The sequence below is a fragment of the Oxalicibacterium sp. genome (genome assembly GCF_057353965.1).
In genome coordinates, this window is the sequence record NZ_JBMQZD010000004.1 from 505171 (window position 1) to 527321 (window position 22151).

A 22151-nucleotide genomic window follows, 5' to 3' on the forward strand; every position below is an offset into this window, starting at 1 on the left:
TCAATCTATCTTTGTGCAATTACTTCAGCAGGCCCGCATTGCGCGCGGCTGCCTCGATGGCCTTGTAATTTTCCGGCTTGGTCGGAATGAAGCGCGTCGCACGTTGCAATTGCAGGATTTCCTTGCCTTGCGGCGTATCGGCGTTCAGCGACAGGAAGGCATCGGTCAGCTTCTTGCGCACGGCCGGATCGATGTCGCTGCGCACGCTCCAGTTGTAGTCGAAGTACGGCGGCGTGGTGTAGAACACACGGACCTTGCTCGTGTCGACCTTGCCGGCCTCGACCAGTTTTTCCCAGACCGAGATGTTCAGCGCGCCGGCATCGACCTTGCCACCGGCGACGGCTGCCACGGTTGCATCATGCGCGCCGGAATAGGAAACGCGCTTCATGTCCATGTCCGGATTGATCTTGGCGGACAGCAGGAAGGAGCGCGGCATCAGGTGGCCGGACGTCGACGATTCGGCGCCGAAGCTGAAGTTCTTGCCCTTCAGGTCTTCCAGCTTGTTGATCGACTTGTCGGTGGTGATGAAGACCGAACGGAATTTCTCGTCTTCCTCGCGCTGCACCAGCGGGACGATCTTGCCGCCGCTGCGCACGTTGGCCTGTACGAAGGTGAAGCCGCCGAACCACACCATGTCCAGCTTGTGGTTGATCAGGCCTTCGACCGAGGCTGCATAGTCGGTCACCGGCGTGAATTCGACCTTCATGCCGATCTTCTGCGATAGGTATTCGCCCAGCGGCTTGAACTTGCGCTGCAGTTCGGTCGGCGCTTCATCGGGAATGGCGGAAACGCGGAACACTTTCTGCTGCGCGTGCGCAGCCGGCGTCAGGCCGATGGCCATCGTCGTCAGGAATGCTGCTGCCAGTACGGGAAGCTTGAAGAAGGAGGAACGGATCATGATGGTCTCTTTCTGGTTGATGAGAATAGGAAACGAGAACAGGAAACGGCTGGTTAAAATGCTGCGCAATGATTCAGGCGACGTCGATGCCGGCGGCGCCCTGTTGCATGTCGCCGATCACGGCGGCATCGGCAAAGCCTTCCTCGCGGAAAACCGCCAATACTTCATCGACCGCTTCGGGCGAGCAGGATACCAGCAGGCCGCCGGCGGTCTGCGGATCGGTCAACAGCGCTTGCTGAAGTGGAGGAACCGACGTTGCCAGTGCCACATCGTGGCCGTAACTTTGCCAGTTGCGCCCGGATGCGCCGGTCACGCAGCCTTGCTCTGCCAGCGACACGACCTGCGGCAGGAAAGGCACCGCCTGCATGTCGATGCGTGCGCGCAGTTTTGCACCGCGTGCCAGTTCGAGCAGATGGCCGAGCAGGCCGAAGCCGGTGACATCGGTCAGCGCGTGGACGCCGTCCAGCTGCGCGAGCTTGCGGCCTGGCGTATTCAGCTTGGTCGTGGCGGCGACCATCGTCGTATAGCCGGCCGTATCGAGCAGGTTTTTCTTCAGCGCGGCGGACAGCACGCCCACGCCCAGCGGCTTGCCGAGAATGAGCTTATCGCCGGCACGTGCATCGGCATTGCGCTTGATCTTCGACGGATGGACAAGGCCCATTACGACCAGACCGTAGATCGGCTCGACCGAATCGATCGTATGGCCGCCGGCGATCGGGATGCCGGCTTGCGCGCAGACGGTCTCGCCGCCTTTCAGGATCTTGCCGATGACGCCCGGCGGCAATTGGCTGACCGGCATGCCGACCAGCGCCAGCGCCATGATTGGCGTGCCACCCATCGCATAGACGTCGGAGATCGCGTTGGTTGCGGCAATGCGGCCGAAGTCGAACGGATCGTCGACGATGGGCATGAAGAAATCGGTGGTGGCGATCAGCGCCTGTTCATCGTTCAGCTTGTAGACGGCGGCATCATCGGAGGTTTCGATGCCGACCAGCAGTTCCTTCGGCATCGGCAGGCCGCCGGTTCCCTTGAGAATTTCCGTCAGCACGCCGGGCGCGATCTTGCAGCCGCAGCCGCCGCCGTGCGAGAACGAGGTCAGTCGAATATCGGGTGTCTTGAGATCGGTCATGTTGTCAGTGCGTTTGGTGATTGCTGCGGGTTGTTACTTCTAATCGTTGCTGCTGATTTGTACTGCGGACAGTGCAACGGTCGGCTGCGCCAGGGCGGGCCGATCGGTGCATCAGGAATGGACCAGTTCGGCTGCGCGTAACTGTGAGCTCGTCTCTCGGAAGACGTTGTCGGAGATGCCCGGCAAGGCCAGCGGCGTGGCCTGGTCGAAGAGGCTGAAATTGCGGCGTATCGATTGCATATAGCCGGGATCGTAATGCTGGCGCAGCAGCGCTTCCACGACTTCGGCCGTGCGGCCGGCCAGCGCCAGCTGCTGCCATTCGGCGATCTTTTCCTTGCCGTGCAGCGGCGTCAGGAAGCCGAGCTGCGTATTCAGCTGCTCAGGATCGGCGACGAAATGCGGATAGTCTTCCATCAGCAATTGCACGCGTAGCGGCAGCGCCAGTTCGACCGAGATGCAGGCCGATGCGCGCATCCTGTCCATCAGCGCGTCGGGCACGCGCAGCTTGCCGACCTTCTTGCTTTCCGCTTCGACGAAGACGGGGCGAGATGGGTCGAAGCTGCGCAGCAGTTGCCAAATGCGGCTTTCGAACAGTTTCTGCGAAGGTTGCGGCATCGCCGGCAGGTTGCCGAGTACCGAGCCGCGATGCGCGGCCAGCTGCTCCAGATCCAGCACCTGCGCGCCTTCGGCGGCCAGCGTCTGCAGCAGGCGGCTCTTGCCGCTGCCGGTCGGCCCGCACAGCACGGTGAATTGCAGTCCGGAAGGCAGCACGGCCAGATCGCTGTTGACCTGTCCGCGGAAAGATTTGTAGCCCCCTTCGAGCTGCACGACCTGCCAGCCGATGCGTCCGAAGATGTGGGCCATTGCGCCGCTGCGATTGCCGCCGCGCCAGCAATAGACCAGCGGCTTCCAGTTATGCGGCTGGTCGATGAAACGGGTTTCGATATGCAGCGCGATGTTTTTTGCGACCAGCGCCGCGCCGATCTTTTTCGCTTCGAAGGTGCCGGCGTGGCGGTACAGCGTGCCGACCTTGATGCGTTCGTCGTTGCCGAGAACCGGGCAGTTGATGGCGCCGGGAAGATGATCTTCTTCGAATTCACCCGGGCTGCGCACGTCGATCACGGTATCGAACTGGTCGAGCCGCGACAAAACGTCTTGGATGGGAAGCAGGGCGGGGTATTTCATCGAAGAAGATGGTTACGTGATCGCTACGCAGAAAACTGCGTATAGCAAAATTGCATATAAGTGCGTAAATGCGTATAAGGACGGCATTATCCTCGATATTACGCAGGCGAGCCATCAAGCCCGTCAATCCGCGCGATCATCCGCACCATCGCAGGGCAAAAACAGGGTGTCCCGGCTATAATTCGATATTCGCGCAGCGTGGAAATTAGCTTTTCTACATGCTGCTTTTTGTGCCTCGATGTCGTGCCTGAAATCACACTGACACACCAGCGCACCATATATCGCCTTCAGAAACGCCGTCATCCGGCTTTCACTATCTGCAAACATGCCGTACCGCCCAGAATTCACCGGTTCGCCGGTCAAGCTGACCTACGAAGTCGATGCGATCGACGAGACGCGGCACGTCTCGACGATTTCGATTCCGGCCGAGCGTCCGCTGACGGTGCTCGTCGACGGACGCGAGCTGATCACGCTGATGACGCTGGGCGCAGCCCCCGAGGCATTGACGCTCGGCTACCTGCGCAACCAGCGGCTGGTGGAGCGCGTGGAGGATATCGTTTCCATCCACGTCGATTGGCCGGCAAACAAGGTCATGGTGACTACGCGCGGCGGTATCGACGACATCGAGCAACGGACTGCGCGCCGCGTGGTGACCACGGGTTGCGGGCAGGGGACGATGTTCGGCGATCTGATGGACGAGATCGATGCGATCGCGCTACCGGCCGATGCGCGGCTGAAGCAATCGGTGCTGTATCGCATCGTCAATACGATACGCACGCAGGATTCCATCTATGTGAAGGCCGGTTCCGTCCACGGATGCGGGCTGTTCTCGGCCGACGGCGATCTGCTGTATTTCATCGAGGATGTCGGCCGTCACAACGCCGTCGATTCGATTGCCGGCATGATGTGGCTGGACGATGTGCAGGGCGGTGACAAGGTGTTCTATACGACCGGACGGCTGACTTCCGAGATGGTGATCAAGGGCGCGCAGATGGGCATTCCCTTCCTCATTTCGCGTTCCGGCACGACGCAGACCGGCCATGCAGTCGCGGAAAAAACCGGCATGACGCTGCTGGCCCGCTGCACGGGACGCCATTTCCTGCTGGTGACGGGCAAGCAGCGAATGGTCTACGAGCCGCATCTGCTCGACGCTTCGCTGCGCGTCGCCTGATTCTCCTGAAAACTTCTCACCAGCCGCATCACGTGCAATCTCGCGCGTAATCGTTTGCCGCACCGTGACGGTGCGCTAGAATTGCGGCTGTTCAACATGACGATGGCAACTGCCTGCCGCCGTCTCACTCTTCGATGCCATGTCCCTCATCGACGCTACCCGCGATGCGTTCGGCCTGCTGTTCTCCGGCGATCCGGTGCTCTGGAAAATCATCTGGATATCGCTGAAGACCTCCCTGGTCGGCTTGCTGGTCGCCACGCCGATCGCCGTGCTGATCGGCTACCTGATCGCCACGCGTGAATTCATCGGCCGCCGCATCGTCATCTGGATTGCGCAGGCGACGCTGTCGCTGCCGACGGTGCTGGTCGGTCTGCTGCTTTATCTGGTGTTGTCGCGCCAGGGACCAATGGGCCCGATGCAATGGCTGTTTACGCAAACCGGCATCATATTCGGCCAGATATTGATCGTGCTGCCGGTGCTGGTCGCGTTTACGCTGTCGGCGGTGCAGGCTGCCGATCCGCGGCTGGCGGAGACGGCCATCGTGCATGGCGCATCCCCGTGGCGTGTGATGCTTACGGTCTTGCATGAAGTACGTTTCGGCGTGATGGCGGCGGTCATCAACGGCTTCGGCCGGGTGATTTCGGAAGTCGGCTGCGCCATGATGGTCGGCGGGAATATCGCAGGCGAGACGCGCACGATCACGACTGCGATTGCGCTGGAAACCAGCAAGGGCGAGTTTGCGCAAGGCATTGCGCTCGGGATCGTGCTGATCGCAATCGCGCTGCTGATCAATGCGGGAATGCTGTTGCTTCAGGGCGATACGCGTCCTGCAAGAAACGCCTGATAAGGAATGCCTGATGGAGACATCGATGGAACTGTTCGGAATCCGGCATCTGCAGAAGAATTTTCACCGGCGGCGCCTGCTCGACATCGAAAACCTGTCGATCATGGCGTCGCGCGCCTATGTGCTGACGGGCGTGAACGGCTCAGGCAAGAGCACGCTGATGCGCATCCTGGCCGGTCTGGAGTCGGCCGATGTGGCCGATGTGTGTTTCATGGGGCAGTCGGTCAGCTTGTCGCCCTATCCGCGCGCGATGCGCGACGATGTTCTTTACGTGCATCAGCATCCGGTGATGTTTTCGACCAGTGTTGCCGACAATATCGGCTATGGACTCGCTGCGCGCGGCGTGCCGAAGAAGATCATCAAGGAAAAGGTCGAGGAAGCGATTGTCTGGGCCGGCATCACGCATCTTCGCAACAGCGTGCCGAACTACCTGTCAGGCGGTGAAAAGCAGCGCGTGGCGCTGGCGCGCGCGCGCGTGCTGTCGCCGAAGCTGCTGCTGCTGGACGAGCCGACCGCCAACCTCGATGGCGCCGCGCGTGAGCAGGTGATTTCGCTGATCCCCGCACTGGTCGCCGAAGGACACAGCATCATCATGGCCTGCCATGATCGCGACCTGATTGCGCTGCCCGGCGTACAGCGTCTGAAGATCCGCGATGGCCGCATGGAAGTCAGGCAGATCAATCTTCCCTTGCAGGGCAATCCCGATTAAACAGCCTGGCGGTTCAACGACTCGGCGACCTAGCGGCTCAGACGGATAAGGGCGTTTGAATCCCGCGCAGCGGCCGTAACGGGCGTACCACGGACATCAGCGGTTTGGCCGTTGCGCTTGCCATCGTTGCTGGCGTGCGCGTCGGCAGCGATCTCGCCATGATTTCCGGCAACGACAGCGGCAGGATCATCGGATCGAGATGCACCGGACCACGCCGCTTGATGATCTCGACCGACATCCGGCCTGCCGGCATCGGCTGGCAGAGCAGGCGCAGCGGTGCGGGAGAAGGCTGATTCTGTGCCGGCAGCGGACGAAACAGGAAAGTCGGTCCGTCGAAGCAGGCAGCGGCTTGCTGCAGGCGACGCAGATGGTCGTCACGCGCTTCCGGCAGCCAGCACAGCAGCCCACCTGCATTCTTCGTCTTCAGCAATTGTTCTACCGAAGCGAGCCGATCGGCAGGTTGCTCTGCCTCGATGGACAGGATGTGTCTGCTGTCGATGCCCAGTTCATGCAGCGCTGCCGCGAACGGGATATAGGAGGGTGCCAGTACCACCAATTTCTTGCCTGCATGAACGATGCGTATCAGTGCTGGTGCCAGCAGGCGCAGTTCACCGCTGTCAGGATGGGCGAGCAGTAGTTCGGTCATCGTACCGGTCGGCCAGCCGCCGTTAGGGAGACTGCGGTCCAGCGAAGGATGGCCGGAGCCGATGGAAGCGGAACGGGACGACAACGGCGTCGACGATGCGCCCAATGAGCTAAACGGGATAGCGGACGGGACTGCAGCCATGGGACCTCCTGAGTGGTTGACGAAGTGCGGCAGCGCCGCGACAACGCAAATATACTGTATGTTTATACAGTATTGGAAGAGGCTGCATGATGGATGTGGCAATTTTGCCGCATTTCGCTCTGAAGGCCCGTCCGGCGTTCGCTAGACGATAGGCAAGCTATACAGCTCCAGGGAAGGAAGAGCGCGGGAGCGCAAGAATGCGGATAAGGGCGTGAATGCGAGCCATTCTCCCAAGAGAAACAGCCCTGTCATGGCACAAGGCCGACGGGGCTGTTTCTTTCTGATGGCTTCTTATGAAGCCGTTCTGCAAAGCCGGTTATTTGGACGGCTTGATCTGCAGATTGTTTTTGACGTCTTTCACGCCTTCGACGCTTTTTGCCGACTGAACGGCAGCAGCGGCCTGGTCGCGATTGTCGACGAAGCCGGCCAGCGATACGACGCCGCGATAGGTGTCGACGTTAATGGCAGCCGCCTTGCTGATGCCCTGATTCTGGGCGATCTCGTTCTTGACCTTGCTGGTCAGTGTCGCATCGTCGAAGGTCTGTCCGGTACTGCGCGAGGTCGCGGTAGATGAGCATGCAGCGGTAAAGGCAGCAAAGGTCAGCGTCAGCAGGATGGTCATCAGTTTTTTCATGGCGTTACTCCTTGTTTTTGGAATGAAGAAGGATTGCCGCACGGTATGCAATGCATGCCGGAACAGATGCGGCAACGCGATGGCTTCCGATATGTATGAGGCATTTACCGTGCCAGTCATCGTGTTTTCATCTGAAAGCCTTGTACTGCAATGCTTTGCGGCCTGAAACGAGATTTCTTCAGGCCGTTTTTCGGGGATGAATAGAGAGAAAAGAAGCGAACGCGCCGGTATTTTTTACAAACGCATGACGCCGTCGTTTCAAGACCTGCGGCATCGTTGTCGTCGATGTCCTACACTGCGTGCAGGAACGCACGAAGCTGTCGTTGTCCGCGTGCAGTGCTCCCTGCCTCATGCTTCCAATTTCATCACTGGAGAACATTCATGGATCTGCATCTGAAGAACAAGCTCGCTCTGGTATCAGGATCGACGAAGGGAATCGGTTATGCGATTGCGGCAGGACTGGCGCGTGAAGGTGCGCGCGTGATCATCAATGGGCGCACCTCGCAATCGGTTGATCAGGCACTGGCGGCATTGCGCAAGGAAGTACCCGATGCGCAAGTGGAAGGTTACGCGGGCGACCTATCGGATGCTGCGCGGATCGACGAACTGGTGCGGCGTCATCCGGCTGTGGACGTGCTGGTCAACAATCTCGGCATTTTCGACCCCAAGCCGTTCGAAGAAATTCCGGATGAAGACTGGCAGCGCTTCTTCGATGTCAACGTGATGTCGGGCGTGCGTCTGTCGCGCGCCTATCTGCCGCGCATGAAGACGCGCGACTGGGGACGCATCGTTTTCATCAGCAGCGAAAGCGGCGTGCAGATTCCGGTCGAGATGATCCATTACGGCGTGACGAAGACTGCGCAGATCAGTCTCGCGCGCGGCCTGGCGGAAAGCTGTGCGGGCACCGGCGTGACTGTCAATTCGGTGCTGCCGGGACCGACGAAATCGGAAGGCGTATCCGACTTCGTGCACAAACTGTCCGGCGACAAGCCGTTCGATGTCATCGAAAAGGAGTTCTTCCAGACGGTACGGCCGACCTCGTTGCTGAAGCGCTTCACGACGACCGAAGAAGTCGCGAACATGGTGGTCTACGTCTGTTCGGAAGCCTCTTCGGCTACCAACGGTGCAGCGCTGCGTGTGGATGGCGGTGTGGTGCGCTCGGCATTCTGATGCATGCGCCGGCCTGCCGGCAATGTTCATTCCCTGTCTACATTGATCAGCGCCAGGCCACTTTCCGCATCGTAGCTGCGCTTGAGCCAGCCTGGCGATTCCGTCAGCAGGATTTCCAGTGTGGGGCGCACGTAGGCCGCCAGCAGATGGCCGCCGTGCGCGCTGCCGTCACGCATGCCGACGACGACGTGCGCATGAATTTTCGGTTCGCCATCCTGCAGCGCGATATCGCCGATCAGCGACAGCACCTCGACCTGCTCGTTAATCGGGATGTTTTCGTAATCCTTGCTTTCCCAGTTGAAATAACCGAGCGTGGCACTGCTGAAGGCGCCGATCGCCGTAAAGCGGCTGGCATCCAGCTTGTTTTCCCGTGCGAAACGCTGCAACTGTGAAACGGCTTCCTCGCCGCTTTCCAGTATCAGTGCGTAGGTTTTCTCTGAACCGTCATTGATGAGCTTGGCGCGCATGGCAATCCTTTCCTGTCCGTGATGGAGATTCGAGAGAATTGTCCGGCTTTCGTTCCTGCCATTGAGCAGGATCATTGCGCAGGATTCATGCAGGTGGCGAAGCCGCCTGATGAATCGGGAAGAGGCAGTCCGAGGATTGCTGCCGCCGCGATGCCTAGTTTCTTATTTGAGCGCGAACGAAACGGCCAGCAGCAGAAGGGCGATGAAGAGAGCAACGCCGACCAGCGCCGCCACGATCACGTAGACCGGATTCAACCCGGTTACGTCGCGCTCGTAATCGGAACGGCGGCGCAGTCCGATGAAGGACCAGAACACCGCGCCCAGCGTTTCGAAGAAGGACATCTTCCGGGCGGGCGCTTCTTTCGATTGTTCGTCGTCTCCGTGCATCGCATCCTCGCTGGTTGTGATGTTGCGATTATAGCGATGGCGTGTGGACTGCCATCGTTTTCATCAAGACGCGGTTATCGTCGCATCCAATGGTCGAGCTGATCAGAAGCGTGACGTCAGCATTTCCAGGGTTTGCACCAGCAGTCTGCATTCGTCCGGATTGCCGATGCTGATGCGCAGATACTGGTCGATGCGCGGATGCTTGAAATGCCGCACGATGATCGCACGGTCGCGCAGTCCGGCAGCCAGTTGCTCTGCCGGAATCGTCGGGTGGCGCGCGAAAATGAAATTCGTGCAGGACGGCAGTACCGTAAAGCCGAGCTGCTGCAGCTCCTGTGCCATCTGTTCGCGGCTGTCGATGATGGCTTGCACCTTTTCACGGAAATACGCATCGTCACCGTAGCTGGCGACGGCTCCGGCCACCGCAAGACGATCCATCGGATAGGAATTGAAGCTGTTCTTCACGCGCTCCATGCCTTCGATCAGGGTGGCATTGCCCATCGCAAAACCGACGCGCAGGCCGGCCAGCGAGCGTGACTTCGAGAATGTGCGCACGACCAGCAGGTTCGAATATTTGCGGATCAGCGGCAGCGCGGTCTCGCCGCCGAAATCGACATAGGCTTCGTCGACGACGACCACGGCATTCGGTTGCGCGATCAGCAGTTCCTCGATCTTCGACAGCGGCAGCGGGATACCGGTCGGGGCGTTCGGATTCGGGAAGATGATGCCGCCGCATTCGCGTTTGACGTAATCGGCGATGTCGATCTCCATCGCATCGTTCAGCGGCACTTCTTCGTAGTCGATGTCGCACAACCTGGCATAGACCGGATAGAAGCTGTACGTAATGTCCGGAAACAGCAAAGGTGCGGAATGCTTGAGCAGCGCCATGAAGGCGAAGGCCAGTACTTCGTCGGAGCCGTTGCCGACAAAGATTTCGTTCGGTTGCACGTCGTGATAATCGGCCAGCGTCTGCTTCAGTACACTGGAATCCGGGTCCGGATACAGGCGCAGCGCATCGGCGCTGACGTCGTGCATCGCCTGCATCACGGCGGGCGACGGCGGGTAGGGATTCTCGTTGGTGTTGAGCTTGATCAGTCCGGTGATTTTCGGCTGTTCGCCCGGCACGTAGGGGGTCAGCGTGCGTACCAGCGGGCTCCAGAATTGACTCATGACGGCTTCCTTTGTTGACGAACCGCCTATTCTATCGGAGCCCGGCCTTTCGGGAGATTCTGGTAGAGTGCCGCCCATGGCAAAACTGACTTTGGATCGCATCCTGCAATCGCAGGGATTCGGCACCCGCAAATACTGCCGCGCGCTGATCGCGGACGGCGAAGTAACGATAGCCGGTGAAGTCGTCGATGACTGGAAGGCCGCCTTTGAGACCGACGGCCTGGAATTCACGATCTTCGACGAGACCTGGCGTTATCGCGAGCACGTCTACATCGTGCTGAACAAACCGCCCAATTTCGAATGTTCGCGCAAGCCCAGCCATCATCCTGGCGTGCTGACGCTGCTGCCGGAACAGTTCACCTGGCGTGAACTGCAGCCGGTCGGCCGGCTCGATCACGACACGACCGGCATGCTGCTGATGTCCGACGACGGACCGTTCATCCATGCGCAATCGTCGCCCAAGCGGCACGTACCCAAAGTGTATGTGGCGACGACGGCCGATCCGGTATCACCGGAACTGGTCGCGCAATTGCTGGAAGGCGTGCAGCTGCATGACGAGCCGGCACCTCTGGCGGCAGTCAGTTGCCGCATGCTGGGCGAGCATCAACTCGAAATGGTGCTGGAACAGGGCAAATACCATCAGGTCAAGCGCATGCTGGCAGCGGCCGGCAATCATTGCGCGGCGCTGACGCGCGTGGCGATTGGCGGGTTGACGCTGGCTTCGCTGGAACTGGCAGAAGGCGAGTGGACCTATCTCGATGAGGCACAGCTGGCGCTGTTGAAGCCGCTCGATTAAATAGAGTGAAGTGAGAAAGAAGAACGTATGGAAAATGCGGCAAAAAAGTAACCGCCCAAAAAGCAGCCGCATCTCATAACGCGCATTCCACGCAATTTGCATCTAAAGCACCGCTGGCGTACCCAGCGATGCTTTAATCGGTTTCCCTTATTTGATGATGCGATAGCAGGGCGTGTAGGCAGTGCCCGGCAGTTTCATCCTGCCTTGCAGCACGAAGGCCGCCAGCAGTGCATCCATCGGCTCCATGATGTCCGGATCGCCGCTGATTTCGAAATGGCCATATTTCTCGATGGCGCGAATGCCGCTTTCCTTCACGTTGCCGGCTACCACGCCGGAAAACGCGCGGCGCAGGTTGGCCGCCAGCAGGTGGCGTTCCTGATTCCTGTGCAGCGACAGATTGCGCATATTCTCGTGCGTCGGCGCGAAGGGCTGCTGGAATTCATGGTCGATCTTCAGCGTCCAGTTGTAATAGTAGGCATCGCCCTTGTTCTTGCGGAAGGCGCGCACTTCGGCGACGCTGTCCTGCATGGTGCGCGCGACACGTGCCGGATCGTCGATGATGATTTCGTACAGCTTCTGCGCATCCGGTCCAAGCGTGATGCCGATGAAGTGGTCGATCTGGCGGAAATAATCTTCCGAGCTGAGCGGACCGGTGAAGATCAGCGGGAAAGGCAGATCGGCATTGTCCGGGTGCAGCAGGATGCCCAGGATGTAGAGAATTTCTTCCGTCGTGCCGGCGCCGCCGGGGAAGACGACGATGCCGTGGCCGGCGCGTACGAAGGCTTCGAGGCGTTTCTCGATGTCCGGCATGATGACCAGATCGTTGACGATCGGGTTCGGCGCTTCGGCCGCGATGATGCCCGGCTCCGAAATGCCGAGATAGCGGCCGCCGCCGATGCGCTGCTTGGAATGGCCGATCGTCGCGCCTTTCATCGGCCCTTTCATTGCACCCGGTCCGCAGCCGGTGCAGATATCCATGTCGCGCAGGCCGAGCTCGTAGCCGACTTTCTTCGTGTAGTCGTATTCCTCGCGCGAGATCGAGTGGCCGCCCCAGCAGACGACCAGCTTGGGGTCGATGTGCGGTTTCAGCACGTTGGCGTTGCGCAGGATATGAAAGACGGAATCGGTGATGCCGGCTGACGATTCGAGATCGAAGGTCGGGTTGAGCAGGATTTCGTCGTGGATGAACAGCACGTCGCGCAGCACCGAGAACAGATGTTCGTGGATACCCTTGATCATCGTGCCGTCGACGAAGGCGGAAGCGGGCGCACCCTTGATGTCGAGCTTGATGCCGCGTTCGCGTTCGATGATGTCGATCTGGAACGACGGATAACGCTCCAGCAGTTCCTTGCCGTTGTCGGTGCTGCTGCCGCTATTGAGCACGGCCAGCGCGCAGTTGCGGAAGAGTTCGTATAGGCCGCCGTTGCGGGTATCGAGCAGCCTGTGGACTTCGGCTTTGGAGAGAACGTCCAGACGGCCTTCGGGGGAGAGTTGCGTATCGACTACGTCGTATGTCATGAGGCTTGCTGTTTTTCTTGGAAAAATCGGTGCACGGATGCCCAGGCATTTTGCTCAGGCGATCCGGCAAGTATAGCGGGTTGCGCCACGACCGAGAAAGAAGCGGGAAGCAAGAGGGAAGTTGCATCGCCGCAGAACGGCGATGCAGGATGCGGAAATCAGCGGCCGTTGCTGGTGCGCGGCGAGAAATCGAAGGCAGCCTTCAACGCGCGATAAGCCTTCTGCGCGACGACCGTATGAACTGGCGGCGCGATCGTCGTGATGACGGCGTACAGATCGCCGGCCGGTTCGCCGGGAATGCCCTTGCCGCGCACGCGCAGCTTGCGGCCGGCGATGGTGCCGGGCGGCACCGACAGCTGGATCGAACCTTCCGGCGTGAAGACATGGGCGGTCGTGCCCAGCATGGCGGCATGGGAGCTGACCGGTACATCGACATAGACATCGCGTCCCTCGACGCGATAGCGGCGATGCGGACGGATCACGACTTCCAGATACAGGTCGCCAGCCTTGCCTTCGCCCATGCCGGGGAAGCCCTGGCCGGCGAGGCGTAGCGTCTGGCCGGCGCGCACGCCTTTCGGAATGCTGACCTTCAACGTGCGCTTGGAAACGAGCGGCATGCCGTAATCGTCGGTCGTGCAGGTCGGCACCGAGATGCTGCGTGCCGTGCCGTGGTAGGTGTCTTCCAGATCGATCTGCACCTTGGCGTGCTGGTCGCTGCCGTGCACGTTGATGTTGCGCTGGCGCGGCGGCTGCAGATCGGGGCGGCCCATCATTTCGTCGAGGATGTTGCCGAAGTTTTCCGGGCGTTCGCGGCGTGCACCGCCAGCCGTTCCGGCGGTCTTTTCGTGTGTCTGGCGCGATTCGCGCTGGCGGGCGCTTTCGCGTGGAGGATCGGCGCGGCGCTCGGCTTGCGGTGTTTCGCGGCGGGTGAAACTGAAGGGGCGCGGCGTCAGGTCGTAGATCTGGCGTTTTTCAGGGTCTTTCAGCACAGCATAGGCTTCGCCGACTTCCTTGAAGCGCAGCTCGGCCAGCGGTTCGCGGCTGACGTCGGGATGGTATTTGCGCGCGAGCCGGCGATATGCCTTCTTGATGGCATCCAGCGAGGCATCGGGCGGCACGCCCAGCGTTGCGTAGTAGTCCTTGAATTTCATGTTTTGTTTGTTCGTGCAGCCTGGCGTTTATTCATCCTGTCGAGATTGTTGTCATGCGTGCTGCGAGATCATTCTGACATGTTCCGGCGACAGCTAATGGAAGAATAGGGCGACTATTGCTTGCCAATTAATGCAAATGAACGCCGGTTGACGGCATGGTTCTGTTTCAATATAGGCAATTTTCAAGCCTTTGCATCCGTTTCCTGCATTGCTTTCTTGTGCTGCTGCGCTGCTTTTTGCCGGCTGGATATTGTCTGGATGGAAACGATGCTCCCCCGAATGGACAGGCATTGCGGCCGCTTCGTTCCCTTCACCGATAAAACTTCCTTTTCCGTTGGCGGGCATTGCCGCACAATGCTGCCTTTGCTTTGTTGCCCCTGCCTGCCGGATTGCGCATGATTCTTTCCCTTTTTGCTGTTTCCCATACGAAGGACGCATGCCCATGAATGAAGAACCCGAAGAACCGATTATCGTCTGGGAAGAGGATGGCGCAACACGTTCCGCCCGCTGGCGATCGGAACGCCATGCCGCGCCGCCGCGCCGTGTGGTCCTGGCCGACGATACGCTGAATGCGGATACCGCGTTCAGATTGGCGAGCGAAGGCACTGGCTTGCTGTGGCGAGGCGACTATCAGAATGCGCGGCAATTGCTGCAGGCCTTGACGCGCCGCATCGACCGCAAGCCGAAAAAAGTCCCGGCTGTTGCATCGCCGGTCGATACCTTCAACCGTCATCGCCAATTGCAGTCGCAGCGTGCCCGTACATTGAGCATGCTGCTGATCGAGGTGGTCGATGGCGCCATTCCGTTGCGCCGTGCACCCGACATTCGTCAAGCCTGTGCGGAGGCCTGCGGCGGCGATGCAAACACCTTCATCGTATCGCTGCGCGAGATCCTGGGCTGGATAGGCGCGCACGAATGGCGCAGGAAAGGCGTGCCGATCGCTGCGCTGGCCGGGCATGGCGATCCGAACATTCAACCGCGTATTCACCCTTATTACGGTGTGTTTTCGCCGGTGCGCGGCGAATACCTGGATCTGATCGCGACGGCGCCGCTGCCGTCGACCGAACTGGCTTTCGACATCGGCACCGGTACCGGCGTGATCGCGGCGCTGCTGGCAAAACGCGGCGTGGCGCGCGTGATCGGCACGGATCAGGATGCGCGCGCACTGGCTTGCGCAAGAGAAAATATCGATCGCCTTGGCTATGCCGATCGTGTCGAAATCGTCGAAGCCGATCTGTTTCCGCCGGGGAGGGCACCGCTGATTGTCTGCAATCCGCCGTGGATTCCCGCGCGGCCGAATGCGGCGATCGAATACGCGATCTACGACCCGGACAGCCGCATGCTGCGCGGTTTTCTCGACGGACTGGCGGCGCATCTGGAAAAAGACGGCGAGGGCTGGCTGATCCTGTCCGATCTGGCCGAACATCTGGGGTTGCGATCGCGCGATGCCTTGCTGCAGATGATTGCGGATGCCGGTTTGACGGTGATCGCCCGGCACGATGCCAAGCCGCAGCATGGACGCGCCACCGATCCGGACGATCCGCTGCACGCAGCGCGTTCGCAGGAAATCACGTCTCTGTGGCGATTGGCGGCGCGCTGAACGGCAGGAAGATTTTTCGATACAAGGAATCAAGGAGTATTCACATGGCCAACAAACCGGCACGTTTTCTAAACTTCAAATGCGCCAAGTGCGGCAAGCCGGTGCAGGTGCGCCTGCAAAAGGTTTCCGCCTGCACACACCTGCAACCGTATCAGGGCATTTGCGATTGCGGCGAACTGCGCCGCCATGCAACGGGAGACAGGGAAGCCGTCGAGACCTTTGTCGCCACCGGTCAAATCCATCATCACCATCACCACTGAGCCGCAATCGCGAGACTGATGCCGGAGAGGAAAATGAAAATCGACCATCTGGATCATCTATCTATTTCCGCGATCCGGATTTGAATTTGATCGAAGTATCGAATCGGCTGGTTTGACTTGGCGCACTGTTTTGCCGGTCGTAATCGTCAGGCATGTACGGCCGGCACACCATCCATCAACTTGTCGTTGGTGATCGGCAGTGTGCGGATGCGCTTGCCGGTGGCATGGTAAACGGCATTGGCGACGGCAGCTGCCAGTCCGGTGATGCCGATTTCGCCGATGCCGCGCACGCCGAATTCGTTCAGCTTGTAATCCGGATAGTCGAGCAGGATCACGTCGATCTGTGGCTGGTCGGCATGCACAGGCACCACGTACTCGGCATAGTTGTTGTTGACCGGCAGGCCGCTGCGTTCGTCGTACTCGGTTGCTTCGAACAGCGCCATGCCGATGCCCATCACGATGGCGCCTTCCACCTGATTGCTTGCCGTCGTCCGGTTGACCACGCGGCCGACGTCGATCGCACTGACCACGCGCGCCACGCGCAGGCGAGAAATGCCCGGGTCCCAACGTACTTCAACGAAATGCACGCCGAACGAGCGGAACGATACCTTGCCGGCCTGTTCGGGCATCGTGTTTCCCTGGCCTTCCGCGCTGGCGGTTTTCTGCGCCTGTAGCACTTGCGCGAAGGTGATGGCGCGCGCGCCTTGTTTCAGCATGCCGTTGCCTACGGTCAGTTCTTCCTGGTCGGCGCCCTGGAAGCTGCCACCTTCGGCGACAGCCAGCGTTTTCAATTGATCCAGTGCATGGCGTGTAGCTTGCGCGATGGCCGGCATCACGCTGGCCGTGGCCCATGAACCGCCGGATACCGGCCCCGCCGGAAAGGACGAATCGCCGAGCCGCACGACGATGCGTTCCGGCGACAGGCCGGTCAGACTGGCGACCGTTTGCGCGGCCACGGTGTAGGTGCCAGTGCCGATGTCCTGCACTGCACACGTTACATGCGCAGTGCCATCGTTGCGCAGCGAGACGCGCGCTTCGGCCGGTGTGCGCATTGCATCCCAGCTGCAGGCCGCGATGCCGTAGCCGATAATTTCATTGCCGTCGCGCATGCTGCCGATACGCGGATCGCGCTTTTCCCAGCCGAATTTTTTCGCGGCCTGGTCATAGGCTTCACGCAGATGATTGCTGGACCATGGCAGTTTTTCGCTTTCGTCGGTCTCGGCGAAATTCTTCCGGCGAAATTCCAGCGGATCGATGCCGTTGGCGATCGCCATTTCATCGATGGCCGATTCCAGCGCGAACAGGCCGGGCGCGGCACCGGGCGCTCGCATCGACGTCGGCGTGCCGTGGTTGACCTGCGCGGTCTTGTGCGTGACGGTCATGTTCGGGCAGCTGTAGCCGCCTTGCGTCATGCCGCCGCAGTTCTCGACATAGGTGTCGGTGAACGATGTGGTGTTGATCGAATCGTGCTGCAGCGATACCAGCCGGCCGTTGGTATCGGTCGCCAGTTTCATGTGCTGTTGCGTTTCCGGCCGATGGCCGGTGGTGGTAAACATCTGACCGCGCGGCACGACCAGTTGCACCGGTCTGCCGACCAGCCGCGAGGCGGCGCTGGCGGCGATCGAATGCGGCCACGCCCACAGCTTGCTGCCGAAACCGGACCCGATGAACGGCGCCTCGACGGTCACGCGATCCGGCGGCAGGCCGAAGATGCGCGCCAGCGTGTTGCGATGAATGACGACGCCTTGCGTGGCTTCATAGACGTGCAGCGCATCGCCGTTCCAGCTGGCGGTGGTGGCGTGCATTTCCATCGGGTTGTGCGTTTCGACCGGCGTGACATAGACGGTATCCACCTTGCGCGGTGCGCTGTTGAATGCACTGGCGGCATTGCCGCTGCTGAAGTTCTTCGGCGTGGCTTTGGGCTCCATTTTGCGCAGACTTTGCGCGAGATTGGCGACAGGTTTGTCTTTCGCATAATCGACCTTGACGCGATAGGCCGCTTCGCGCGCATGCTCGAAGGTGTCTGCCACGACAAGCGCGACGAACTGGCCTGCGTAATGGACACGATCGTCCTCGAAGGGAAGCCGGCTCTCGTCGACCTTGCTGCTGTTGGCGATGTCCTGTGGCGAAAAGGCGTTCTTCGGGGTGCGAAACAGTTTGGAGAAATGCTGGTAATGATAGATGCCGATCACGCCCGGCACTTTCTTTGCATCGCTATCGTCGATGCGGCGTACGCGGCCGCTGGCGATGGTGCTGAACACGCCGTAGGCGTAGGTCATGCCGGGCAGATAGTGGTCTGCCGCATACATGGCCGCTCCGGTCACTTTGAGGCGGCCGTCCACGCGCCGTACGGCTGCACCGATCATGTTGTTGTCTGTCATGCCGTTCTCCATCGTCGAGCTTCTGTCGTTACGCAGCCAAGGTTTGCAGATTGCGTATGACAGCCTGCTGGCCCAGCGGAATCTTGTAGGCGTTGTGCCTGTACGGCACTGCGCCTTGCATCGCTGCTGCGGCGACGCGCTGGAACGTATCCGGTGTCATCGTCTGACCGATCAGCGCCTGTTCGGCATTGCGCGCACGCCACGGCTTGGTGGCGACGCCGCCCAGTGCGATGCGCGCATCGCGTACGGTACTGCCGTCCACTGCGATGATGATGGCGCTGGACGCCAGTGCGAACTGGTAGGACGCGCGATCGCGCAGCTTCAGGTAGCCGGAACGACTGCCGGCGATCGGCGATGCGAGCACGACGTGCGTGATCAGTTCGTCGTCCTGCAATGCATGTTCCTTCCACGGCGTGCTGCCGGGCAGCAGGTGAAAATCGAGGAAGTCGATCGTGCGTTCGCCGCACGGGCCTTGCACATGCACGGTCGCGCCGATCGCCGCCATCGCCACGCACATGTCGGACGGATGCGAGGCAATGCAGTGTTCGCTGGTGCCGAGCACGGCATGCACGCTGCGGTTATGGCCGTCGATGGCGGCGCAGCCGGAATGCGGTTCTCGTTTGTTGCACGGGGAGACGCCGTCGCGGAAGTAGCCGCAGCGCACACGTTGCATCACGTTGCCGGCTGTCGTCGCCTTGTTGCGCAGCTGCGTGGTGGCGCCTGACAAAAGCGCCTGCGACAGCACCGGATAGTCGCGCAGCACCGTCTCGTCCTGCGCAAGTGCGGTATTGGTGACCATCGCACCAATGCGCAGACGTCCGTCGGGCAACGGCTCGATGCGATCCAGCGCAAGCCGCGTGATATCGACGACGCGCTGTGGGCGCATCACGTCGATTTTCATCAGATCCAGCAGCGTAGTGCCGCCGGCAAGATAGGAAGAGGGAAGTTGCGCATGGAAAGAAATGGCCTGAGCCGGATCGGCGGCACGCGTGTAGTCAAAGTTGCGCATCAGCCGGCTCCTTTCAGTTTTCCGCGTGCATCCTGTATGGCGGAGAGGATGTTCTTATAGGCGCCGCAGCGGCAGATGTTGCCGCTCATCGCTTCGCGTACGCTGGCGTCGTCGCTGCCGATGTGTGGATCGTTCAGCACGGCGACGGCCGTCATGATCTGGCCGGATGTGCAGTAGCCGCACTGGAACGCATCGTGTTCCCAGAATGCCTGCTGGACCGGATGCAGCTGGCCGTTGCGCTCTAGCCCTTCGATGGTCGTGATGGTGTCGCCGTCGTGCGACACGGCCAGCGACAGGCATGAATTGATCGGCTTGCCGTTGATGTGCAGCGTGCATGCACCGCACTGGCCGTGGTCGCAGCCTTTCTTGGTGCCGGTTAGTTGCAACTGGTCGCGGATCACGTCCAGCAGGATGGCGTTGGGCATCACCTGCAGCGTGTGCATCTTGCCGTTGACCGTGATGTTGATGGCGTGACTGCCGTCAGCTTTTTGTGCCGCTGCTGCCGGCGCTTCCACAGTGTGTGCAGATTGCGCCCATGCATTGTTGCCAGTCACCGCCAGCCCGGAGGCTGCGCCCACCGGCTTGAGGAAATCACGCCGTGCCGGCTGCGACGGCAGGGAGGGAGCGTTGCCGGCCGCGGGGAGGGGGAAAGAGGAATCCTGATTTGCCATGAACGCCGCCTGTAGAAACGATTGGGTTAGCGTCGGCATCGGCATGAGCGTCGTCGATGCGGATCGGTATTGAGTATCCGGTATTGCCTGTTTCAGCCCGATTGATCGTGAATGCGAGGTGAAGTTCAATGCCGGAAAAACATTGCGCAGGCGTAATCCGGTATTCTCTGTCTTTCGTTTTGTTGTAGCTCGCTGCGGTCGTTTTTCATTTGGTCGATGCAGATGTTGACCTCAACTCAGGTTGAGGTCCTACACTGGCCGCCTTTCGATTGCAGGAAACTTATCAATGACCCAGAAGCTCACGCCGTCCACCGTACTGTTCCTGACGATTTCACCGTTGTTGTGGGCCGGCAATGCGATTGTCGGCCGCACGGTCAACGAGATGGTGCCGCCGGTCACGCTGAACCTGCTGCGCTGGACGATTGCGATGCTGATCCTGTTGCCGCTGGCAAGCCAGGTGTTTCGCAGCGGCAGTGCGCTGTGGCCGAACTGGAAGCGTTTTTCGCTGCTGGGATTGCTGGGCGTGGGGCTGTACAACACACTCCAGTATCTGGCGCTGCATACATCGTCGCCGATCAACGTGACACTGGTCGCGGCCAGCATGCCGGTCTGGATGATGCTGATTGGACGCATGTTCTTCGGCTCGTCCATCTCGCATCGGCAGACGATAGGTGCGGTGCTGTCGATCTGCGGCGTGTTGCTGGTGCTGAGCCGCGGCGATTGGCAGGTGCTGCTGTCCATGCGGCTGGTGCCGGGCGATCTGCTGATGATTCTCGCGGCCATCATCTGGTCGTTCTACAGCTGGCTGCTGACGCTGCCGCGCGATCCGCAGGAGATACGGCAAGACTGGGCGGCCTTCCTGCTGGCACAGGTGGCATTCGGCGTCGCCTGGTCGGCATTGTTCACCGCGGGAGAATGGGCGATCGGCGCGCAGCAAATCGTCTGGGGTTGGCCGCTGGCCGCGGCCTTGCTGTTCGTCGCCATCGGCCCGGCCATCATCGCGCTGCGCTGCTGGGGCATTGGCGTGCAGCGCGTAGGGCCGACGATTGCCGGCTTCTTTAGCAACCTGACGCCGCTGTTCGCGGCGCTGATGTCATCGGCCTTTCTCGGTGAAATGCCGCACCTGTATCACGGTGTGGCGTTCGCGCTAATCGTCGGCGGCATCGTGATTTCATCGCGGCGCTGATTGCGGTTCGCTGGCGGTTGCTGCTTCGTCGGCAATCGTGCCGGCATCTTCGTCGCCGATTTCGTTCGTACTTTCTCCCTGCATGCGCTTCGGGCTTTCGCGGCGATGGTCTTTTATCTTTCCCTGATATCTGGCGACCTGCCTGTCCAGTTTTTCGACCAGACCGTCGATGGCAGCGTATAGATCCTGTGCGTGTTCTTCCGCATGCAGCGTTTCGCCTTTCAGGCGCAGAGTGACTTCGGCGCGCTGGCGGATTTCCTTCTGGGGCAGCGTATCGACGCTCAGCACGACGTCGATTTCGATAATGCGATCGCAACGGCGGACGATGCGATCCAGCTTGCCGACGATATATTCGCGGATGCCGGGCGTCAATTCCAGATGGTGGCCGGTAATCAGGATGTTCATGCGTTCTCCTTTGCAAAGGTTATGACCGGTAGAACGCGGGGCACATCAATCGTTCCTGTCGACGTTTTCGTCGGAAGAAAACAGTAAATCGGCGCTCCTCTCAAAAAGAATTCTGACGAGGATTGAAGGTGTTTTCCTACTGGATGTTTCCGCACGGTGTGGAAGAATGCGGGCAGGCGGTCGACGGATCGGCCGTTGGTATTGTTGTTTTCTATCAATATCGATAATGCAGGCAACACGACATTCAACATATAGGAGATCGTCATGGCAACACTGGATACTCCCATGGTCGAACGGCGCCAACTGCTCGATCGTCGTACAAATACGGTCAGACCTGGATTGACGGGAGCCGACTGGGTTCCGCTGGCGCTGCTGATTCTCGGCGGCCTGAACTGGGGACTGATCGGCTTGATGAACATTGATGTCGTCGCCATGATTTTCGGCGACGGACCAGGCGCACGCCTGATCTATCTGCTGGTCGGCCTGTCGGCACTGTACGGCATCTACATGGCCTTTCATCTGGGGGCGCGAAAAACCGCAGCAAAATAACCGCAAATTTCCCCGTTTACGGCGGTTGTCCGGATTTTCCGGCAACCGCCGTTTTGCATCGCTTCTCTTTTTTC

The 22151-nt window shown here is 60.1% G+C and carries 24 protein-coding genes; 9 read left to right on the plus strand and 15 right to left on the minus strand.

What is annotated here, in order from left to right:
- Positions 1-19 precede the first annotated feature (19 nt).
- The 3 genes from ACO1VH_RS08825 to mnmH form a co-directional block, all read right to left on the minus strand.
- The gene (locus ACO1VH_RS08825; RefSeq protein ID WP_486244237.1) at positions 20-841 is read right to left on the minus strand and encodes a putative selenate ABC transporter substrate-binding protein; all 822 of its coding nucleotides are present in this window, start codon (positions 839-841) and stop codon (positions 20-22) included.
- 130 nt (positions 842-971) lie between these two features.
- Positions 972-2027, minus strand: a complete 1056-nt coding sequence (gene selD / locus ACO1VH_RS08830) for a selenide, water dikinase SelD (RefSeq protein WP_486244128.1) — start codon at positions 2025-2027, stop codon at positions 972-974.
- A 111-nt stretch (positions 2028-2138) separates the two neighbouring features.
- Positions 2139-3212 (minus strand): tRNA 2-selenouridine(34) synthase MnmH, encoded by a 1074-nt coding sequence (gene mnmH / locus ACO1VH_RS08835; RefSeq protein WP_486244129.1) that lies wholly within the window; start codon positions 3210-3212, stop codon positions 2139-2141.
- A gap of 325 nt (positions 3213-3537) precedes the next feature.
- Here mnmH and ACO1VH_RS08840 point away from each other — a divergent pair, with 325 nt between their 5' ends.
- From ACO1VH_RS08840 to ACO1VH_RS08850, 3 genes are all read left to right on the plus strand, one after another.
- Positions 3538-4383: a formate dehydrogenase accessory sulfurtransferase FdhD gene (locus tag ACO1VH_RS08840; protein WP_486244130.1), complete on the plus strand. Its 846-nt coding sequence runs from the start codon at positions 3538-3540 to the stop codon at positions 4381-4383.
- A gap of 139 nt (positions 4384-4522) precedes the next feature.
- A complete protein-coding gene (locus ACO1VH_RS08845) occupies positions 4523-5227 on the plus strand; it encodes an ABC transporter permease (protein WP_486244131.1) in 705 nt (234 codons plus the stop codon).
- A gap of 25 nt (positions 5228-5252) precedes the next feature.
- A complete protein-coding gene (locus ACO1VH_RS08850; RefSeq protein ID WP_486244132.1) occupies positions 5253-5936 on the plus strand; it encodes an energy-coupling factor ABC transporter ATP-binding protein in 684 nt (227 codons plus the stop codon).
- Positions 5937-5973: 37 nt separating this feature from the next.
- On the opposite strand, the gene imuA is transcribed toward ACO1VH_RS08850, so the two are convergent.
- Complete coding sequence (gene imuA / locus ACO1VH_RS08855) at positions 5974-6723, minus strand: translesion DNA synthesis-associated protein ImuA (protein ID WP_486244133.1); 750 nt, start codon at positions 6721-6723, stop codon at positions 5974-5976.
- A gap of 316 nt (positions 6724-7039) precedes the next feature.
- Positions 7040-7357 carry a BON domain-containing protein gene (locus ACO1VH_RS08860; protein ID WP_486244134.1) on the minus strand — a complete coding sequence of 106 codons (318 nt, stop codon included), beginning with the start codon at positions 7355-7357 and terminating at the stop codon, positions 7040-7042.
- 381 nt (positions 7358-7738) lie between these two features.
- Here ACO1VH_RS08860 and ACO1VH_RS08865 point away from each other — a divergent pair, with 381 nt between their 5' ends.
- On the plus strand, positions 7739-8527 hold the full coding sequence (locus ACO1VH_RS08865; RefSeq protein WP_486244135.1) for an SDR family NAD(P)-dependent oxidoreductase: 789 nt from the start codon (positions 7739-7741) through the stop codon (positions 8525-8527).
- Positions 8528-8553: 26 nt separating this feature from the next.
- On the opposite strand, the gene ACO1VH_RS08870 is transcribed toward ACO1VH_RS08865, so the two are convergent.
- The 3 genes from ACO1VH_RS08870 to hisC form a co-directional block, all read right to left on the minus strand.
- Entirely contained in the window at positions 8554-8994 is a 441-nt protein-coding gene (locus tag ACO1VH_RS08870) for a PPC domain-containing DNA-binding protein (RefSeq protein ID WP_486244136.1), read from the minus strand.
- Positions 8995-9156: 162 nt separating this feature from the next.
- On the minus strand, positions 9157-9336 hold the full coding sequence (locus tag ACO1VH_RS08875; RefSeq protein WP_486244137.1) for a DUF2970 domain-containing protein: 180 nt from the start codon (positions 9334-9336) through the stop codon (positions 9157-9159).
- Positions 9337-9483: 147 nt separating this feature from the next.
- On the minus strand, positions 9484-10551 hold the full coding sequence (gene hisC, locus ACO1VH_RS08880) for a histidinol-phosphate transaminase (protein WP_486244138.1): 1068 nt from the start codon (positions 10549-10551) through the stop codon (positions 9484-9486).
- A gap of 76 nt (positions 10552-10627) precedes the next feature.
- Between hisC and ACO1VH_RS08885 the strand changes: the two genes are divergently transcribed.
- The gene (locus tag ACO1VH_RS08885; protein WP_486244139.1) at positions 10628-11347 is read left to right on the plus strand and encodes a pseudouridine synthase; all 720 of its coding nucleotides are present in this window, start codon (positions 10628-10630) and stop codon (positions 11345-11347) included.
- 147 nt (positions 11348-11494) lie between these two features.
- On the opposite strand, the gene ppnN is transcribed toward ACO1VH_RS08885, so the two are convergent.
- The 3 genes from ppnN to ACO1VH_RS08900 all read right to left on the minus strand — a co-directional run bounded on the left by ppnN (position 11495) and on the right by ACO1VH_RS08900 (position 14460).
- Positions 11495-12865: a nucleotide 5'-monophosphate nucleosidase PpnN gene (gene ppnN, locus ACO1VH_RS08890; protein ID WP_486244140.1), complete on the minus strand. Its 1371-nt coding sequence runs from the start codon at positions 12863-12865 to the stop codon at positions 11495-11497.
- Positions 12866-13023: 158 nt separating this feature from the next.
- Positions 13024-14016, minus strand: a complete 993-nt coding sequence (locus ACO1VH_RS08895) for a DnaJ C-terminal domain-containing protein (RefSeq protein WP_486244141.1) — start codon at positions 14014-14016, stop codon at positions 13024-13026.
- Between the two features lie 93 nt (positions 14017-14109).
- Positions 14110-14460, minus strand: a complete 351-nt coding sequence (locus tag ACO1VH_RS08900; RefSeq protein WP_486244142.1) for a hypothetical protein — start codon at positions 14458-14460, stop codon at positions 14110-14112.
- On the opposite strand from ACO1VH_RS08900, the gene ACO1VH_RS08905 reads away from it, so the two are divergent.
- Together ACO1VH_RS08905 and ACO1VH_RS08910 are read left to right on the plus strand one after the other, a co-directional pair.
- A complete protein-coding gene (locus tag ACO1VH_RS08905; RefSeq protein ID WP_486244143.1) occupies positions 14459-15616 on the plus strand; it encodes a methyltransferase in 1158 nt (385 codons plus the stop codon). The two genes, ACO1VH_RS08900 and ACO1VH_RS08905, sit on opposite strands and share 2 nt — an antisense overlap.
- 44 nt (positions 15617-15660) lie before the next feature.
- The gene (locus tag ACO1VH_RS08910) at positions 15661-15876 is read left to right on the plus strand and encodes a hypothetical protein (RefSeq protein WP_486244144.1); all 216 of its coding nucleotides are present in this window, start codon (positions 15661-15663) and stop codon (positions 15874-15876) included.
- Positions 15877-16022: 146 nt separating this feature from the next.
- Here the strand turns inward: ACO1VH_RS08910 and ACO1VH_RS08915 are convergent, their stop codons facing one another.
- Genes ACO1VH_RS08915 through ACO1VH_RS08925 form a run of 3 tightly spaced genes read right to left on the minus strand, consistent with a single transcriptional unit; the run spans position 16023 to position 19937 of the window.
- Positions 16023-18257: a xanthine dehydrogenase family protein molybdopterin-binding subunit gene (locus tag ACO1VH_RS08915; RefSeq protein WP_486244145.1), complete on the minus strand. Its 2235-nt coding sequence runs from the start codon at positions 18255-18257 to the stop codon at positions 16023-16025.
- A 28-nt stretch (positions 18258-18285) separates the two neighbouring features.
- A complete protein-coding gene (locus ACO1VH_RS08920) occupies positions 18286-19266 on the minus strand; it encodes an FAD binding domain-containing protein (protein ID WP_486244146.1) in 981 nt (326 codons plus the stop codon).
- Complete coding sequence (locus tag ACO1VH_RS08925; RefSeq protein ID WP_486244147.1) at positions 19266-19937, minus strand: (2Fe-2S)-binding protein; 672 nt, start codon at positions 19935-19937, stop codon at positions 19266-19268. Before ACO1VH_RS08925 ends, ACO1VH_RS08920 begins: the two co-directional genes overlap by 1 nt.
- A 286-nt stretch (positions 19938-20223) precedes the next feature.
- On the opposite strand from ACO1VH_RS08925, the gene ACO1VH_RS08930 reads away from it, so the two are divergent.
- On the plus strand, positions 20224-21123 hold the full coding sequence (locus ACO1VH_RS08930; protein WP_486244148.1) for a DMT family transporter: 900 nt from the start codon (positions 20224-20226) through the stop codon (positions 21121-21123).
- On the opposite strand, the gene hpf is transcribed toward ACO1VH_RS08930, so the two are convergent.
- Positions 21109-21528, minus strand: coding sequence for a ribosome hibernation-promoting factor, HPF/YfiA family (gene hpf / locus ACO1VH_RS08935; RefSeq protein ID WP_486244149.1), 420 nt, complete (start codon positions 21526-21528; stop codon positions 21109-21111). The two genes, ACO1VH_RS08930 and hpf, sit on opposite strands and share 15 nt — an antisense overlap.
- Positions 21529-21792: 264 nt before the next feature.
- Here hpf and ACO1VH_RS08940 point away from each other — a divergent pair, with 264 nt between their 5' ends.
- The gene (locus ACO1VH_RS08940; protein ID WP_486244150.1) at positions 21793-22077 is read left to right on the plus strand and encodes a DUF378 domain-containing protein; all 285 of its coding nucleotides are present in this window, start codon (positions 21793-21795) and stop codon (positions 22075-22077) included.
- The last annotated feature ends 74 nt before the right edge of the window (positions 22078-22151 follow it).